The organism is Corynebacterium mustelae, from assembly GCF_001020985.1.
Lineage (GTDB): Bacteria > Actinomycetota > Actinomycetes > Mycobacteriales > Mycobacteriaceae > Corynebacterium > Corynebacterium mustelae.
On record NZ_CP011542.1, the window covers coordinates 2,899,667 to 2,915,505 of the forward strand.

Genomic DNA, 15,839 nt, shown 5'->3' on the forward strand with positions numbered 1-15,839 from the left:
CAGAGCTGTGAATACTTCCGCCGTAGAAAGCGACTACACCACCAACGATTTTGTGGTGGTGGCTAATCGGCTTCCGGTGGACTTAACCATCGATGCAGATGGAAATCACGAATGGACCCCCAGCCCTGGTGGTTTGGTCACTGCACTTAGCCCCGTTCTAGAGCATCATCGCGGATGCTGGGTTGGCTGGCCGGGAACCATCGGTGAGGCGCCTGAGCCGTTCCGCACCGAAACTGGTGTGTTATTGCACCCGGTTACCTTAAGCGAAGCGGACTTTGAAGGCTTCTATGAGGGGTTTTCCAATGCCACCCTCTGGCCGCTGTACCACGACCTCATCGTTCATCCCCGCTACCACCGGGAATGGTGGGAAGCATATCGGGAGGTAAACCAAAAATTCGCCGTTGAGGTCTCGACTGTAGCTGCCGAAGGTGCGACGGTGTGGATTCAGGACTACCAACTACAGTTATTGCCTGGGATTTTGCAGCAAATTCGCCCGGATCTCACCATTGGGTTCTTCCTTCACATTCCGTTTCCAGCTCCGGATTTATACCGACAACTTCCGTGGCGAGAAGAGTTGCTGCGAGGTGTTTTAGGGGCGGACCTTATCGGCTTCCACTTGGAATCCAATGCCCGAAACTTTCTTGATGTGGCTGAGCAACTATCGGGTAGCGAAGTGTCCGGCACAGTATCGGTGCGGGATGTCACCGCCTTTATCACCACCTCCGACGGCAGGCGGGTAGGAGTTGGTGCATTTCCAATTTCCATCGACCCTAGCCCATTTTTGAACACTGACGTTGACGTTGCCGCAATTCGTGCGGAATTAGACAACCCAGACCTGTTGATTCTGGGAGTGGATCGGCTGGACTACACCAAAGGCATACTGCAACGACTGCGGGCATTGGAAGAGCTTCATGAACTTGAAGCCATCGATACCAACACCGTATTCCTCCAAATCGCCACTCCATCGCGGGAACGCATCGACCACTACCAAGAAACCCGGCGCGAAGTCGAAGAAGCGGTCGGAAGGATCAATGGCAGGTTTGGCAAGCTAGGGAAACCGATTGTCAGTTACCACCACGTGGCGGTACCGAAATCCCGGCTGGTAGAACTCTACAGCGCGGCGGATGTCATGCTGGTTACCCCATACAAAGACGGCATGAATCTGGTGGCAAAAGAATACGTGGCGTGCCATGGCGACGGGTCTGGCGCAATAGTATTGAGCGAATTCGCAGGTGCGGCCGAAGAACTATCACAGGCGTATCTGTGCAACCCATTTGATATAGAATCGGTCAAACGCCAAATTCTCCATGCAATTCGCGCGTTGGAATCCGACCCGGAAACTGCCCGCAGCCGCATGCTTAAACTGCATGAACAGGTGATACAACACGATGTGGATGTGTGGGCGGGTGCTTTTCTACAATGCCTGTATTCAGCGGGCGATGGCGACAATGGAGTTGTAGATGAATAACAGGATTCGGATGGTTGGTGCTGCAGGATTGTGTGTGGCCGTTTTATCTGGTTGTGGGGTTGAAAGCCCGCTGAGTAACACATCCTGGCAAGTAGCTGATGTTTATACCTCGCCGGAGTATCCGTCAACGGTGCCGGATTCCATCGCAGGATTGGTTAGCATCAATTTCGGCAATACCACCATCAGTGGTTTCACTGGTTGCGTACCGCTACAAGGAATCGTTAGTTTTTACCAAGATGCCAGCGAGAAATCCAGCTCACCAGGCGATCCTGCGACCGAGGTGAAGGCGGATATTTTACGGGTTGATAGCATCGAGTTCGATGAGGTCAACGAGGAAAACTGTACCGGGCATGCCCAGTTTATTCATGACGCAATGGTGGAGTTTTTCAAAGCCAGCGAATATAGCCTTACCAGGCCCTCGGACCATGAGGTGATACTCACGGTTCGCAGCAGCGATCCACAGGCGCGGTTCCTGGAGCAGCCTGCAGTCCGGCTAGTGAGCTCCCAATCTTAACGGGTACGGTTAGGTTATGACCTTTACCGCCGATGAGCTTTATTCCTTAGCCGCCACCGATTACCTGCTGGTTGTGTCAGATTTTGATGGTACCCTCGCTGGGTTTTCCACCGACATGTACGACGTGCCGATAAACCAGGATGCGGTGGCTGCGCTCAAACCTGACTTGCACAGTTTTAGTACGACATTTTGTTGAGGATTTCTTGGGCTTCTGGTGTGATTTTTGTGGGGATGGTTATCGGGCCGTGGGGTGTGTTGATGGTTACGTCTCGTAAGGGTTCGAGGATGTTGATGATTTTTTGTCGACTGAATCCGGTGAGATCTTGTAGGAAACGTGCGACGGCTAGGGCGACAAAGACGAGATTTAGGTGGGCGCGGATGGAATCTTCTTTCCGTACGTACATTGGCCTGGCTTGAAGGTCGCTTTTTGCCATTCGGAAACTTCGTTCCACTTCGTATAGGTCATGATATGTTGCAATGATTTGTTCACCTGACATGTCCTCGGCCGAGATGTTGGTGATGTATCCTTTCCAGCCTGCTAGTTGTGACGCTTTTTCAAAATCATCAGTGTTGAACTCAGAATGGCCGCTGGTGTGGGTAACAAACCGTGCCCGTTTTTGTTTCCGCGTTCCTGTGACGATTTCTTCAGCACGTTGACGTTGCTTGGCAAGAGTGTGCTTGTCGTTGGCAAATCGCTTGTGTGAATACTGACAGACCATTCGCCGTGTGGTTCGGTGAGTTGTGCTAGGGCCCATTGTTTTCGTTGATTCGACGATATGCCCATCATCAATAGCGTGTCCTGTCTCATTGATGGGCATATCCATCTTGTAGGGAGCTTTGGACATTCTTGCCCCGATAATGAATTGAAACCCAAGCGCTTCTAGATGATTGCAGTTGTCCGCAGAAATCATGCCAGCATCGGCGACAACAATGATATTTTCCACGTTATGCCGCCTGCGAAAGCTATTCAGTACATCAATCATGGTGAGTGCTTCTGCTTTGTTTCCCTCGAAGCAGGAAATTTCCAAGGGAAGTCCACGGCTATCAACAAGCAGTCCCACAACAACCTGTGGATCGATACGACGCTCTTTCGAGTACCCCACTTTACGTAAATCGTCTTCACGATCTGCTTCAAAATACAACGTCGTAACGTCATAAAGCACCCACGCTACTGTGCCACGTGCCAGGCTGAAATCAAAACATGCTCGGGAAAACGCACTGTACTTATCCTCATCAAAAGCTGTTTTCACTGCAGCTGAAACCGTGTTGCGATGAACAGCAGGTAACCCTAACCGTTGAAGCACCATGGGTACTTGTGACTTCGAAGAAGGCTGGACTACACGTGCAAAAACAGTGCGGGCAAAAACAGAATCCACCGGATAGATCGCATCAAAACCAAGCGTCGACCACGCACAAGCAAAAACATCCAATAATACGCGAGCAGTCATCGACTCCACCGTCAACGAGTCTTCGGTATCACCTGCCACTGGTAACTCAAGATCTAACTCAAGCTGATCAGCGTAAAGCAGATCACGCGCTTTTTTGAGTAAAGCGTGAAGTTCAATCTCGTTATGGGCAGAACCGACATGATAATCCACCACAGTTCGGCGATGCACATCCCGCACGATCTGCACGGCAGTCGCACCGCTAGCAGTCCTAACTTTCCTAATCCGCACCACACAACAAGACTAACAAGCCCAAAAAACCCACCAAATTAGTACGACAAAAACCCAAAAAACACCCTAAAACCCCAGCTCACCCACAACCAAACCCACCAAAACCACAAACCACTGTGCAACTCAGGAGCAGCGATCCACAGGCGCGGTTCCTGGAGCAGCCTGCAGTCCGGCTAGTGAGCTCCCAATCTTAACGGGTACGGTTAGGTTATGACCTTTACCGCCGATGAGCTTTATTCCTTAGCCGCCACCGATTACCTGCTGGTTGTGTCAGATTTTGATGGTACCCTCGCTGGGTTTTCCACCGACATGTACGACGTGCCGATAAACCAGGATGCGGTGGCTGCGCTCAAAAGCTTAACGACGCTCCCGCGCACCGATGTGGCGATCCTATCGGGTAGGCATCTTGAAGGGCTACGTACAGTATCAGGCTTCGGCGACGAGTTTATTTTGGCGGGCTCCCACGGGGCAGAATCAACGATTAACGCAATGGAGTTAACCGATGCGCAACGCGAAGCCCTTGAGCTGGTAACGCAGCAGTTTGAAGAGTTAGCGAACGACGTCGATGGGGCGTTTGTGGAATACAAGCCCTATCACCGGGTACTACACGTGATTGCTGCTAAAGATAAAGAACAAGCCCAGGCGATTTACGATAAGGCGTGCGAGCTTTCACTTACGGGGGTTCACCTAAAACCGGGGAAATTCATCGTGGAAGCTTCCGTATCCACCGTGACAAAAGGCAGCTGGATAACCGCCGCCCGCAAGGAACTACGCCCCTCCGGCATCGTCTTCATCGGCGACGATGCCACCGACGAAGACGGTTTCGCGGTGTTGGGAAACACAGACCTCTCGGTGAAAGTTGGCCCCGGTGCGACCCGCGCCCGGGTACGAGTCGACGATATTCCGGCCGTGGCTGAGTTTCTAGCCGAGCTGGCCCGCCTGCGCCGTAATCACCTGGGTTTAGGCGGGGCTACAGTCGAACCGGAATGAAATTCCACCGGCAATAAGGTGCGTTCGGGGTAATCCTCACCTGCGATAATCCGCGCCAGCACCCGCCCTGCGCAGGCACCCTTTTCCTTATTGGGTTGGATGACGGTAGTCACGTCGCGCAATAGGGCTTCTGTGATCCCGTCGAAACCGGTGACGGATAAGTCTTGTGGAACCCGCAGCCCCTGAGCCGTCGCAAAGTTAAGTGCCCCAAGCGCCATCGTGTCTGTGGTGCACAAAATGGCGGTGAGGTCTGGGTGGGTTTCCAATAATTCCCGCGCCGCCGCCACGTTATTTACCGGGTTATTAATATGCCGCTCAATGATCGGCACCGATTCCGGCTCGATTCCAGCCTGGGCAAACACAGCCAATGCACCGCGCACCCGCGCCTGCTGGACGTGGTGTTGCGCATTGTCGAGCCGCTCCGGGCTGACGTGCCCATTGTTGGCCTCGGGCGAAAGCCTAATACACAGAATGCCAATGCGGCGGTGGCCTGCGTCGACAAGCGCCTGGGCGGCGGGGGCTATGGCAGCATAATCGTCAATGCCGACGAACGGGAACCGGGTGTCGGTGGCGGGCTGGTCGCACACAACCGTGGGCAGCCCCCGGGTATAGGCCGCCTCCAAATAAGGATCATTGTGAGCAACCGAATACACGACGAAGCCATCCACCACTGCGGAATTAACCAGTTGCAGCGCCGCCGCCGGATTAACATTGATCGGCCCGGCTGGCACCAACGTGAGAGTATTTTGGGAGCCTATCGACGCCTCCGCCATGCCCGCGAGGAAATCCACCGACGCCATGTCCTCGAATGCATAGGTCAAATGTTCCGTAAGAAGCACCCCAATGCTGCCGACCTTGCGCATACGAAGCGAACGCGCCGCCGGATCGGGCCCTGGGTATCCCATGCGTTCCGCGGTTTCTAAAATTCGTTCGCGCAACGACGCGGATAACTGCTCTGGGTGGTTATAGGCATTAGAAACGGTGGTGCGCGAAATCCCCAGCTCTTCTGCTAGTGACGCCAAGGATGTCTTGCGGGAATTGCGTTTCGGCATGTCCGTCACCCTAGCCGAATGGGCGGATAAAATCTGTCGTTTCACACTCATCGGCTAGCTTTTTCATTAAATTTTCAATTGACAACGGTTCCCTATAACTGGATCATTGCAGATATGGCTTCGTTAACAACTTTCAAAAAGTCAATGTCAGCACTGGTATTCGCCAGTTCCGCATTCGTCGTTGCTGCCTGTTCCAGCCCCAACAGCGCCCCTGAAACCATGACGACCGACCAATCTGCCGCGAAGACTGCGGATATTTCCATCGTCGCCTCCACCTCCATTTGGGGCGACGTGGCCCAAACAGTCGCCGAGTCCACCGGTGAAGCCGACAAGATTTCGGTGACCTCCATTATTCAAGGCAATACTGTAGACCCACACCACTTTGAACCCACCGCCCAGGACATCGCCCGCGCGAAGGAAGCAGACATCATCGTAGTCGGCGGTGGCGGCTACGACGCCTGGCTCTACGAATCCGTGGATAAAGACAAAGTCGTCCACGCCCTTGATCTGACCGCGCATGACCACGACCACGGTCACGGGCATGACCATGACCACGGAACCGAGGAACAGCACGATCACAACCATGACCACGATCACGGCGAGCACGGCCACGACCATGCGCACGATCATGACCACGGTCACGGGCATAAGGAATGGCCAGGCATCGAATCCAATGAACACATCTGGTACGACACCATCGCGGTATCTGATGTAGCAAAGGAAATAGCAAAGCGGATTAATACCTCCAACACAACCAAACCTGCCGATGCGAAAGACTTCGTCACCCAGCTCGCCGCTCTACATGAGCGAGTACACCACCTGCCTGAGGTGACCGTGGCCCAGACCGAACCAATCGCGGATCACCTGCTGTCCCACAGCCCAATGACCGAGGTAACCCCCGCAGACTACCGCACCGCCACCCTGGCGGAACGTGAACCCGCTGCAAGCGAGGTGGCGGCGTTCATGGAGCTCATCGACTCCGGCCAGCTGGATGTTTTGGTCTATAACCCGCAGACCAAGACCGACGTCACCGAACAGATTCGGGCAGCAGCCGAGCAAAAAAGCATTGCGGTGGTGGAGGTTTATGAAACCCCCGCCGAAGGTGAATCGGTAATCGACTTCATCACCGGGGCCATCGACCGGGTGGAGGAAGCAGCAAAGAAGGCAGCAACAAACTAGTGTCTTGTTTGCTCAGCATCCATAACGCCGCCATCAACCCGCTGTGGTCGGGGCTGAATCTTGACATTCACCCAGGCGATTTCATTGCCGTCTTAGGGCCCAATGGGGTGGGAAAATCCACCCTGCTCCACGCGATCCTCGGCACGCGGGACTTAAGCGCGGGCTCCATTTCGGTTTCCGGCCGGATTGGGTACATCCCCCAACAGCGCATGTTCCCGGAGGACTTGCCGCTTCGGGCTAAAGATCTGGTGTCGTTGTCGCTGGAGCACCGGATATTTCGGCGGCGTAGGTCCGGTGCGCTGCGGGGTGACGTCGAAAAGCTCCTGGAGTATGTCGGCGCGACCGGGATTGCGGACCGTCGGGTTGGCACGCTCTCGGGCGGGCAGCAGCAATTGGTGCGCCAAGCCCAAGCGCTGGCGAACGACCCGGAATTATTGCTCTGCGACGAGCCGCTGCTGAGCCTCGATATGGGAATGCAGCAACGCATGGTCAACGTGCTGGCCAAACGCCAGGCGGCTAAGAATACCGCCGTTTTGTTTGTCACCCACAGCATTAATCCGGTGTTGCAACACGTCACCCGGGTTTTGTATTTCGGGCCGAACGGGCACACCATCGGTGCCGTGTCGGATGTTATGAATTCTCAGACCCTCTCGGCACTCTATGGGGCAAAGGTTGAAGTGGTTCGGGTCGGCGACCGATTGGTGGTTGTGTAGATGAATACATCATCGTTTTTCTCAGACACCCAGTATTTGCTCGGCGTGGATTTCGTCCAACAATCGCTCATCACGGCGGCGTTGCTTGGGGTGCTATCGGGGGTTATCGCGCCCCTGATCGTGCTGCGGCAAATGTCGTTTTCGGTCCACGCCACGTCGGAACTGGCGTTGATGGGGGCGGCCGCCGCTTTGCTGTTTAGTTTTAATATCAGCATCGGCGCAGTGTTGGGCGCGGTCGTCGCCGCAGTGGTGTTGGGGCTATTAGGGCTCAAACAGCAAGACAGCGCGGTCGGGGTTGTCATGAGCTTCGGCTTGGGGCTGTCGGTGCTGTTTATCCACCTCTACCCCGGCAATTCCAATTCCGCTTTTTCATTGCTCACCGGGCAGATCGTCGGGGTGCGCTCCACCTCGGTATGGATTCTGGCCGGGGTTACGGTCCTGGTGGTCGGCATCATAGCGGTGCTATGGCGGCCCCTGCTGTTTGCCTCCGCCGACCCGGTGCTTGCGGCCGCCGCTGGCATTAACGTGCGCGGCTACGCTCTGCTTTTCGCGGTTTTGGTGGGCTTAAGCGCCTCCCAGTCGGTGCAGATTGTCGGCGCGTTGCTGGTCATGGCGCTTCTTATCACCCCGGGCGCTGCGGCGGTGCAAGTCACCAATTCGCCCGGAATGGCCGTGGTGCTGTCGCTGATATTCGCATTAGTGTCTGCGGTTGGCGGTTTAGTGTTGTCTTTAGCGCCCGGTTTGCCGGTATCTGTGCTCGTGACCACCATCAGTTTTGGCATTTACCTTGTGTGCCGGTTTATCGGCTGGCGCCGTCTAAAACGTGCAACCAAGGACGAAGTTGCGGCCAGCCGGATTGCGGAATATAGCTAATAGTCATGACATTTCACATGCGGGATTTCCGCACCACCGCAGGTGTTACTCGTCGCTACGGGATCGTTTCCCCCACCCACCCCAGCGGCGAGGTTTTTCTCTGGTTACACGGCTCCATGCAGTCCGCCACCGTCACCCGCCGCTTCACCCGCTCGCTTTTCGACGCCTACACCGCAGCTGGGGTCACCGTCCTCTATCCGGAAGGGGTGGCACGACACTGGAATGATGGGCGGGTGCACCTAAAAGAAAAGACCCGGGAATTAGAAACCGACGACGTGGGATTCCTCACCGAACTAGTCGGCTCATTCCAACCCACCCGGGTACTAGCAGCAGGATTTTCCAACGGCGGGCACATGATCTTCCGGCTCCTCCATGAAGCCCCCGGTCTGCTATCCAAAGCAGCCGTGATCGCGGCAACACAACCAGTGGCAGACAATTTCCTGCCCACCGCCACCAACTGGGTGGCCACCGACCTCCTTATCATGCACGGCACCGCCGACCCCATCTCGCCTTTCGACGGCGGGATTGTCGGGCTCACCCGCGACGTAACATCGCGCGGTTTAGTACTCTCCGCCCCCGAAACCGTGGCATATTACGCAGACCGCAACGGCTCCCCCAATTCGATCGCCTTCCACCCGCTCAGCGGTGTCGGCCACGTGGTGCCCGGCCCGGACTGCATCACCTCACCGTTGCTGGGCCCCGCCTGCACCGAGGTCCACGCGGCCAAAATCATCGCCGAGTTTTTCGGGTTGGCGTACACATAGACCCATTCGGGTTCTAAAAACCCCTCCGCGATCGGCATGGCTTAAAATCCGGTTGTATCCGCCCGTGCCTTCTCCACATTACGTTGAATAACCTGCCACAACGCATCAAAAGACTCGGCGATAAGAACCTCTTCCTCAACCTCCAAATCAACACACACCAACGCCCCTGGCGGATACATCGGGTTAGTAAGATTCAACAAAATCGGCGTATGAATCTCACCATCCGCCTCACCCACGAAGAACCCCCATTGGGGCATCTCCCAGGTTTCCATCAGTGGTAGACACAACTTGTCCAAGCTATGGTCATCGTATCCATCAGTCGGCTGGCCATTGCCATACAAAGTCTTAACCATGCAGCCAAGCTCATCATCTTCACGAATCCGATTGATCCCGCCACGAATCAATCCCCCACCGCATCCCATAACAATCTGGCGATACGTCTCCGGCAGCACAAACCCAATCCGACGCTCAATTTCCGCAAGCCGCACCGAATCACACGGCTTACCAGTACGAATAAAAACATCATCAAATGAGAATTGATGGGACATGTTGGCACCTTTCTTCTACGAGGATCACGCCATAGAGCTGCCGTCTATCATCAATCAAACACAACCGCAGCGGATCAGATACTCACAGCATTTTACTGAACACCCACTCACCTATGGCCGTAATTCAAGTGCAGCAACAGATATAAAGAAGAAAAGCTGAATCGCTTCAATATCACGTTCTTCCCGAAACTTACGCGTAGCTTCCATGAACCGATCCACCGTAGTGATCGGCTCATCCGTTGAACTGTCATAAACCTCAAACCGGCCATCAGCAAACACATAGCCCATCACCGCATCAAGCGCTTCCAACCACTGAGCTTTATCGGTATTAATATCCGGCCACCGATCCTTAATCCCCGGCCAAAGATACAACCAACCATCAAGACTGACCGAAAACTGCCGACGCAGATCAGTCCATACACAATGGTCAAGAAAGCGTTCAATACTGTGCGGGGAATCAAATTGCCCTAACACAAAATATGTTGGGGTTTGTTTGTGTGACTGTCTGTCTGGATTAAAGTAGGTCAGCGAGCGAAGATCGCCTCTACTCCGGCTATACACGCCTGGAACTACGGAAATAGTTTTATCCTGATTCCAAATCTGCCCATCACCACAGGAAACCAAACCACCACCACACTTCTGATTCCACTCGGCGACAAACTTATCCCGGTCAGATACCGAAATCCCATCAATGTCCGTAAAAGGCGAATCCCAATGCACAGTCATCTCAGTGACCACACCATCCACAATCGTCCACCGCGACTCCGGATACCCACCGTTTACCACATCGTTCGGCATCACTAGCACATAGTCCACACCATTCACAGACACCCGATCAACAGAAAAATCAGGATCAGCCTTACACACAGAAAAATCTATGTCAGCGAAATCCAGCGACAGAAGAAAACTCGGGTCAAACAAGATGGTTGAAGGCATATAGTTTCTTCCGTGAACAAGGGATTAAGCGGCTAGCAACACCCGTAGGTTCTTCGCCACATCTACCCCACCCGCTGTTTGAATCAACGCGGCTGCCGCTTCAGGTGACCCCACCAACTTTCCGGTACGACCATCCGTCACCATAAACCTACCGTCAGCATAAATGAAACCATCCACCGCCAACAACACCTCCTGCTGCTGCCCAACATCATCGGCTATTTCCGGCCACACCTGTATAATCTGCGGCCACGCCAACCCCACCTCATACAACGACTGCGGCATACCCGTTGCCAACTGCCCCCACACACAATCCTCCAAATACCGCTCCACCATAGCCGGGTCATCCCACTCACCAGAGCGGAAATAGCGCGGATCACGGCGGTTCGACTCCACCTCAGGATTAAACCACGTCACAGTATTACGCGGCCACTGCGGATCAATACCCACACTTCCAGTCACCAACACGGAATTATCCGCATTCCACACCTGCTTATCAGCCTCAGCACGAAAATCCCCACCAAATCTCTCATTCCACTGCGAAACAAACTGGACAGGTTCAACAACATCAAACCCATCAATCAGCGAAAAAGTTTTACTCCATCTCACCAAAAAGTCTCTGCCTCCCCCGATTGTCTCCCACCGCAGCGCCACATCAAGCACCTGATTACCCGCAAGCCGCCACCTAAGCTGCGGCGACAACCACCACAACTCCGCAACCCGCTCAGTCACCAACACATACTCAACCCCACCCGACACAAACCGCGTCACCCGGAAATAAGGATCATCCTCAAAACGAACAAAACCAGGAACAAACAACGACGAATCCACCTGCAACGTCGGAAAGAAAATAGCATCAATAGTCACAGAAATCTCCTTTACGGGAACGGCCGAAGCTGCAACACCGAAGGGTAGATGAAAGTGAACGTTCTGAGTCCTGCCATATCATCATTCTCAATGTACAAGCGGCTTTCCTCAGTGAATTGTTCCAGCGTAGTCCATGTTTTACCGGTCAATTCGTCATACACTTCAAACCGGCCATCTTCATAGACAATCGTCATGACCCAGTGCAGTGCCTCCAGCCACTGCGGATCATTCGTTGACATGCCCGGCCATTGCTGGTGAATACCTGGCCAATTCGATACCCAGCAATCTAGCGGCTCAGGCCACAACCGTTGAAGATCTCCCCATAACCGATCATCCAAATACCGCTGCACAATCCTCGGATCATCGAACCTGCCGGGCAGAAAATACTCCACTGAACGCTTTTGTGACGGTACAGCAAGATTAAACCACGTCACAGTATCCCAAAACGGAGCCGTACTGGTTGGGCCACTGTTCGTCACCACCACTGAATAATCCGCATTCCAAATCTGATTGCCACCTTCAACGTGCAACTCGCCATCGAATATGTCATTCCATGCGTCCACAAACTCGTCAGCGTCAGTCAGTGCGACCCCATCAATAGCCGAAAAATATGTCTGCCACCGCAACGAAATCTCCGACACCACACCATCAACAATGATGAACCGCAACTGAGGGTAAAACCCCGAAATCGGAGTATCTTTCTGCATCACCAGGACATACTCAACCCCAGCCCACTCCATACGCGCAGTGTAAAAATACGGATCATCCTCAAATCGAGAAACCCCTGCATCAAACAATGAAATATCAGCATGGAACGTCGGAAAGAAAAGCGAATCAATAGCCATATTTATCCTTAATGATTTTTGACATGCAGTTTAAATTTTTCTGCTACTGTACCGTCTATTATTCGGAAAATATCTAGGGTTACGCCCCCGGATCGGCTACCAGAACGGCGCTGGACTACCGACCCATCCGACATTTTGAAATAATGCATTTCATATTGGCTGCTGCCTGGACGAGGCAAAATTTCATGTCCTTGCTTTAATGTCTTCCAAGCTTCTTCCACGATTTCTTCGTTTGCCACCTCGAAGACATTATATCGAACGGTTTTGATGCGTTTGGATATCCATAGAATCCGTAGCAAGCGATGTGCGTGGTGGGGTTAATGACGTAGTCTTGGGGAGTTGCTATGTTCGGGCCAAACCCAAGTGGGTTTTGGAATCAACAAACACCACCGGTGCACCAGCAACATCCGTGGTCATCGCAGCGAAACCACATCCACCTGCCCATGGCACTACAACAACACCCGTGACGGCTAAACGAAGCCGACTCCGTAACAGGATTACCCCGCAGCCTGCCTTACCAAACCGATGTCGTTTTGCCCCGCTGGCACATCCCCACGACAAACGGCAATCCAAATCTACGAGATGAAAAATCCCAGAGCTCTAAAAGCGTCGAATAACCAAGACCTTTGTTCGAACTCAACCCCTAAGTTCCGGCAAGCACTGGCTAAATTGGCGATATTATCTACAAACTTTGATGGCGCTAGCCGCAACCGCTTAACACAATGTGGGTACCAACGATTGCGGCTTTGCCTTTGATTTTAAGCATCCTGTGCAATGACGATGCCGACGCTGCATTCCAGGCAGATTTGAACATAGAGATCCATTGTTCCGCAGCCTGGAGATATGTCGCTCGCCGGGATCTGCGCAAGGTTGCGCATAAGTTGCGCACAATCAGGGCATTGGACGTAATCGCTTTCCTGCCACCAGATTGGGTGCCCGCCGATCATGGCATGATACGGCGGTGGGCCGTAGTTCAGCCACGGGTTAGCCACACCGAATTGGGTGAGATAATCATCGATGTGGAGGACGGGCAGTTCTTTTTCGCCCTGACTGGGCGTGTATTTTTGTGCGCTAGCGATCGTGTATGTGCCATCGGGGCTAAACCGCACCCACATCCATTTCTCATCGTCGGGGTCGGTAAAGTGCAACCACGGCACGCAGAATGTACAGACTGGTATATGAATGATGCCCGAGATTCCAAAGCGGGCGAACGCCGGGTCCGCACCATCGAAGTGGATTGCGGTGACCAGTTGGTTCCCGCAGGTTGGGCAAGCAAGCGGCTCACCACCACCAGCATAGGTGGTGGCATCGGCGGTGGTTTTCGCCGAAAGTAATGGCACTGAGTCCGGGAAATATAACGGCCGGAACTGCCCGTCTTTCAGATGCCAATCCGCGGCTATGGTTTCCGATTCGACGTCGCCGGGCGCCATCGCGATGCAGCCCTCATCGTCCCATCGTGCGAATGTGTCAACCACCATAGGATCACCGCTGGCTCCTATAAATGCCAGGTTCTTGACGTGCGAACCCGGCCACTCGTTATTAGGGTCGGTTTCACTGCCGTCCACGTACCCAATGAGGCGATCCCGCAGTTCCGCGGGGACGTCTTTATAAAAGAACTCCGGGGTATACCCATCTGTTTTGTTCAGCGCTGCCGCTGTTGAAATTCCGGTGCTGGCAGCGATTGCTAATGCAAAGGATGCTTCCGATTCGCTGGCTGCTGGGTTGGTGACTGTGTCGTCGAAAAGCTGCTGCGCCTCCTGCGTCGTTAATGCGCTTATACGTTCAAACCTCTCCTGAGACTTCACTATGACACCTTCCCGAGAAACCATTATCAGCTGATTTATCAGCTTATCGCACGGTGATAGCTGCGGGCAGGAAAATAGTTATACGAAAATTTGTTCTAATAATTTTAGTGGTGTCAGGGTAGTTTTTTATGGTTGGTTTGTTGTTATTTTTCTTCGCTAAAGGATGTCACCATGACTGTTGTAACTTTGCCCTTGTTCGGTGCCGTGGTCGCCGGAAACGAATACGACACCAGCGTGGATTTCGGTGGCCGCCCCGTCGAAGCATCGCTCATGCTCAGCGAGGTTGCGGAGTTGGAGGCTGGATCTGAGCTGGATGTTTTCTGCACCCAGTTTTTCGGCAACTGGCGTGAAATCATCGAAACCGCGCAGCAGGCGGTAGCCGAGTCCCCAACCACCGCCGAATACCTCAAGCACCATGTAGACGAGCTGGATACGGATGCGTTAACAGCCATTCTTGGCCCAGACACCCCAGTAACCGAGGCTGCGCTCGCCGAAAAACTCCACCCGGTAACAATCTGGAGCTGCCCGATCGAAGATGAGGACGAAGAGGTTTATGGCTCGGTGGACTTCAGCATCGACGCGGAATACTCGCAGATCAAACTGGCCGTCAACTTTGACAAAACCGCCAATGTTATCGGGGTGGAAATAGAAAACTAGCTGGTTTTCGCCCGACGTTGCCGCGCAAATTCGCTGAGCACCACACCGGCGGCGACTGAAGCGTTTAAGGATTCCACCCAGTCGGTGGTCGGAATCGACATGATGGTGTCGCAGTTTTCCTTCACCAATCGGGAGATCCCCTTGCCTTCCGAACCCACGACGATAACCACCGGCCCGGTGCCGTCGTAGGTGTCGATGGTGGCGTCGCCACCAGCATCCAAACCAACCACTTGGTAGCCGTTTTGCTGGAATTCCTTAATCGCGCGGGTGATATTGGTTGCCTTGGCTACTGGCAGCCGCGCTGCGGTACCGGCAGAAGTTCGCCACGCGACGGCGGTCACCGAAGCGCTGCGACGCTCCGGAATCACGACGCCATGTCCACCGAAGGCCGCGACCGATCGAATAACAGCGCCCAGATTGCGGGGGTCGGTGATATTGTCCAGCACGACCACCATGCCGTCTTCACCAGAATCCTTGACTTTGGAAATCAGGTCGAAAATATCTGTGTAGGTAAACGGCGGAATTTGCAGGCCAATGCCTTGGTGCATGCCGTTGCCGGTCATACGATCCATCTCGTGGCGCGGAATCTCGATCAATGGGATCGATCGGGAATGCGCGATCTGCACTGCCTCCGATAACCGGTTGTCATTGCGGGTCCCCTCCACGATGTACATCGCGGTAGCTGGTACCCGCGCCTGCAGGCATTCCACCACGGGGTTGCGTCCAACCACTAGTTCATTAGCTTCTGCCTTGTCGTGGCGGCCCTGTTCGCGGCGCTGCCGCTCCATCTTGCGCTTATGGGCAGCGTGATACACCCGATCTTCTGCTTTCGGGGTGGGGCCTTTTCCTTTCAGACCCCGTCGCCGCACACCACCAGAGCCTTTGGTTGCGCCTTTTTTATTAGTCTTGCGTAGTCCGGGGCGATTCGTACTGTTTCCAGCCATTTTGTTGTAAT

At 54.0% G+C, this 15,839-nt stretch carries 17 protein-coding genes and 1 pseudogene; 9 read left to right on the plus strand and 9 right to left on the minus strand.

Going from position 1 to position 15,839, the window contains the following annotated elements:
- The first annotated feature begins 7 nt into the window (after positions 1 to 7).
- The 3 genes and pseudogenes from CMUST_RS12915 to CMUST_RS12925 all read left to right on the plus strand — a co-directional run.
- Positions 8 to 1,468, plus strand: a complete 1,461-nt coding sequence (locus CMUST_RS12915) for an alpha,alpha-trehalose-phosphate synthase (UDP-forming) (RefSeq protein WP_047262854.1) — start codon at positions 8 to 10, stop codon at positions 1,466 to 1,468.
- Positions 1,461 to 1,982 carry a hypothetical protein gene (locus CMUST_RS12920; RefSeq protein WP_047262855.1) on the plus strand — a complete coding sequence of 174 codons (522 nt, stop codon included), beginning with the start codon at positions 1,461 to 1,463 and terminating at the stop codon, positions 1,980 to 1,982. The genes CMUST_RS12915 and CMUST_RS12920 overlap by 8 nt, the downstream gene beginning before the upstream one ends.
- Positions 1,983 to 1,998: 16 nt before the next feature.
- A pseudogene (locus CMUST_RS12925) lies at positions 1,999 to 2,142 on the plus strand (trehalose-phosphatase); the annotation flags it as partial.
- 16 nt (positions 2,143 to 2,158) lie between these two features.
- On the opposite strand, the gene CMUST_RS12930 reads toward CMUST_RS12925, so the two are convergent.
- Positions 2,159 to 3,616, minus strand: coding sequence for an IS1634 family transposase (locus tag CMUST_RS12930; RefSeq protein ID WP_052844640.1), 1,458 nt, complete (start codon positions 3,614 to 3,616; stop codon positions 2,159 to 2,161).
- Between the two features lie 252 nt (positions 3,617 to 3,868).
- On the opposite strand from CMUST_RS12930, the gene otsB reads away from it, so the two are divergent.
- Entirely contained in the window at positions 3,869 to 4,648 is a 780-nt protein-coding gene (gene otsB / locus CMUST_RS12935) for a trehalose-phosphatase (RefSeq protein WP_047262857.1), read from the plus strand.
- Here otsB and CMUST_RS12940 read toward each other — a convergent pair.
- Positions 4,609 to 5,700 carry a LacI family DNA-binding transcriptional regulator gene (locus CMUST_RS12940; RefSeq protein WP_047262858.1) on the minus strand — a complete coding sequence of 364 codons (1,092 nt, stop codon included), beginning with the start codon at positions 5,698 to 5,700 and terminating at the stop codon, positions 4,609 to 4,611. The two genes, otsB and CMUST_RS12940, sit on opposite strands and share 40 nt — an antisense overlap.
- A 114-nt stretch (positions 5,701 to 5,814) precedes the next feature.
- Here CMUST_RS12940 and CMUST_RS12945 point away from each other — a divergent pair, with 114 nt between their 5' ends.
- Genes CMUST_RS12945 through CMUST_RS12960 form a run of 4 tightly spaced genes read left to right on the plus strand, consistent with a single transcriptional unit; the run spans position 5,815 to position 9,229 of the window.
- Positions 5,815 to 6,879, plus strand: coding sequence for a metal ABC transporter solute-binding protein, Zn/Mn family (locus CMUST_RS12945; protein WP_047262859.1), 1,065 nt, complete (start codon positions 5,815 to 5,817; stop codon positions 6,877 to 6,879).
- Entirely contained in the window at positions 6,879 to 7,592 is a 714-nt protein-coding gene (locus tag CMUST_RS12950; protein WP_236690120.1) for a metal ABC transporter ATP-binding protein, read from the plus strand. Before CMUST_RS12945 ends, CMUST_RS12950 begins: the two co-directional genes overlap by 1 nt.
- Entirely contained in the window at positions 7,593 to 8,465 is an 873-nt protein-coding gene (locus tag CMUST_RS12955; RefSeq protein ID WP_047262860.1) for a metal ABC transporter permease, read from the plus strand.
- Between the two features lie 5 nt (positions 8,466 to 8,470).
- Entirely contained in the window at positions 8,471 to 9,229 is a 759-nt protein-coding gene (locus CMUST_RS12960) for an alpha/beta hydrolase family esterase (protein ID WP_236690121.1), read from the plus strand.
- A gap of 41 nt (positions 9,230 to 9,270) precedes the next feature.
- On the opposite strand, the gene CMUST_RS12965 is transcribed toward CMUST_RS12960, so the two are convergent.
- The 6 genes from CMUST_RS12965 to CMUST_RS12985 all read right to left on the minus strand — a co-directional run bounded on the left by CMUST_RS12965 (position 9,271) and on the right by CMUST_RS12985 (position 14,227).
- Positions 9,271 to 9,777 (minus strand): SMI1/KNR4 family protein, encoded by a 507-nt coding sequence (locus tag CMUST_RS12965; protein ID WP_047262861.1) that lies wholly within the window; start codon positions 9,775 to 9,777, stop codon positions 9,271 to 9,273.
- A gap of 111 nt (positions 9,778 to 9,888) precedes the next feature.
- Entirely contained in the window at positions 9,889 to 10,713 is an 825-nt protein-coding gene (locus CMUST_RS12970; protein WP_047262862.1) for a hypothetical protein, read from the minus strand.
- 24 nt (positions 10,714 to 10,737) lie between these two features.
- The gene (locus CMUST_RS12975) at positions 10,738 to 11,577 is read right to left on the minus strand and encodes a hypothetical protein (protein ID WP_047262863.1); all 840 of its coding nucleotides are present in this window, start codon (positions 11,575 to 11,577) and stop codon (positions 10,738 to 10,740) included.
- 11 nt (positions 11,578 to 11,588) lie between these two features.
- Entirely contained in the window at positions 11,589 to 12,422 is an 834-nt protein-coding gene (locus CMUST_RS12980; RefSeq protein ID WP_047262864.1) for a hypothetical protein, read from the minus strand.
- 8 nt (positions 12,423 to 12,430) lie between these two features.
- Positions 12,431 to 12,661, minus strand: a complete 231-nt coding sequence (locus tag CMUST_RS16615; RefSeq protein WP_144414217.1) for a hypothetical protein — start codon at positions 12,659 to 12,661, stop codon at positions 12,431 to 12,433.
- A gap of 519 nt (positions 12,662 to 13,180) precedes the next feature.
- Positions 13,181 to 14,227 (minus strand): hypothetical protein, encoded by a 1,047-nt coding sequence (locus CMUST_RS12985; RefSeq protein ID WP_047262865.1) that lies wholly within the window; start codon positions 14,225 to 14,227, stop codon positions 13,181 to 13,183.
- Between the two features lie 171 nt (positions 14,228 to 14,398).
- Between CMUST_RS12985 and CMUST_RS12990 the strand changes: the two genes are divergently transcribed.
- Complete coding sequence (locus CMUST_RS12990; RefSeq protein ID WP_047262866.1) at positions 14,399 to 14,884, plus strand: DUF2004 domain-containing protein; 486 nt, start codon at positions 14,399 to 14,401, stop codon at positions 14,882 to 14,884.
- Here CMUST_RS12990 and rlmB read toward each other — a convergent pair.
- Positions 14,881 to 15,828: a 23S rRNA (guanosine(2251)-2'-O)-methyltransferase RlmB gene (gene rlmB, locus CMUST_RS12995; RefSeq protein WP_047262867.1), complete on the minus strand. Its 948-nt coding sequence runs from the start codon at positions 15,826 to 15,828 to the stop codon at positions 14,881 to 14,883. The two genes, CMUST_RS12990 and rlmB, sit on opposite strands and share 4 nt — an antisense overlap.
- Positions 15,829 to 15,839 lie beyond the last annotated feature (11 nt).

Coding starts and splice junctions, on each gene's coding strand:
- CMUST_RS12920 (WP_047262855.1), top strand. CDS start 1,461: ATGAATAACAGGATTCGGATGGTTGGTGCTGCAGGATTGTGTGTGGCC.
- otsB (WP_047262857.1), top strand. CDS start 3,869: ATGACCTTTACCGCCGATGAGCTTTATTCCTTAGCCGCCACCGATTAC.
- CMUST_RS12940 (WP_047262858.1), bottom strand. CDS start 5,700: ATGCCGAAACGCAATTCCCGCAAGACATCCTTGGCGTCACTAGCAGAA.
- CMUST_RS12945 (WP_047262859.1), top strand. CDS start 5,815: ATGGCTTCGTTAACAACTTTCAAAAAGTCAATGTCAGCACTGGTATTC.
- CMUST_RS12955 (WP_047262860.1), top strand. CDS start 7,593: ATGAATACATCATCGTTTTTCTCAGACACCCAGTATTTGCTCGGCGTG.
- CMUST_RS12960 (WP_236690121.1), top strand. CDS start 8,471: ATGACATTTCACATGCGGGATTTCCGCACCACCGCAGGTGTTACTCGT.
- CMUST_RS12965 (WP_047262861.1), bottom strand. CDS start 9,777: ATGTCCCATCAATTCTCATTTGATGATGTTTTTATTCGTACTGGTAAG.
- CMUST_RS12970 (WP_047262862.1), bottom strand. CDS start 10,713: ATGCCTTCAACCATCTTGTTTGACCCGAGTTTTCTTCTGTCGCTGGAT.
- CMUST_RS12980 (WP_047262864.1), bottom strand. CDS start 12,422: ATGGCTATTGATTCGCTTTTCTTTCCGACGTTCCATGCTGATATTTCA.
- CMUST_RS12990 (WP_047262866.1), top strand. CDS start 14,399: ATGACTGTTGTAACTTTGCCCTTGTTCGGTGCCGTGGTCGCCGGAAAC.
- rlmB (WP_047262867.1), bottom strand. CDS start 15,828: ATGGCTGGAAACAGTACGAATCGCCCCGGACTACGCAAGACTAATAAA.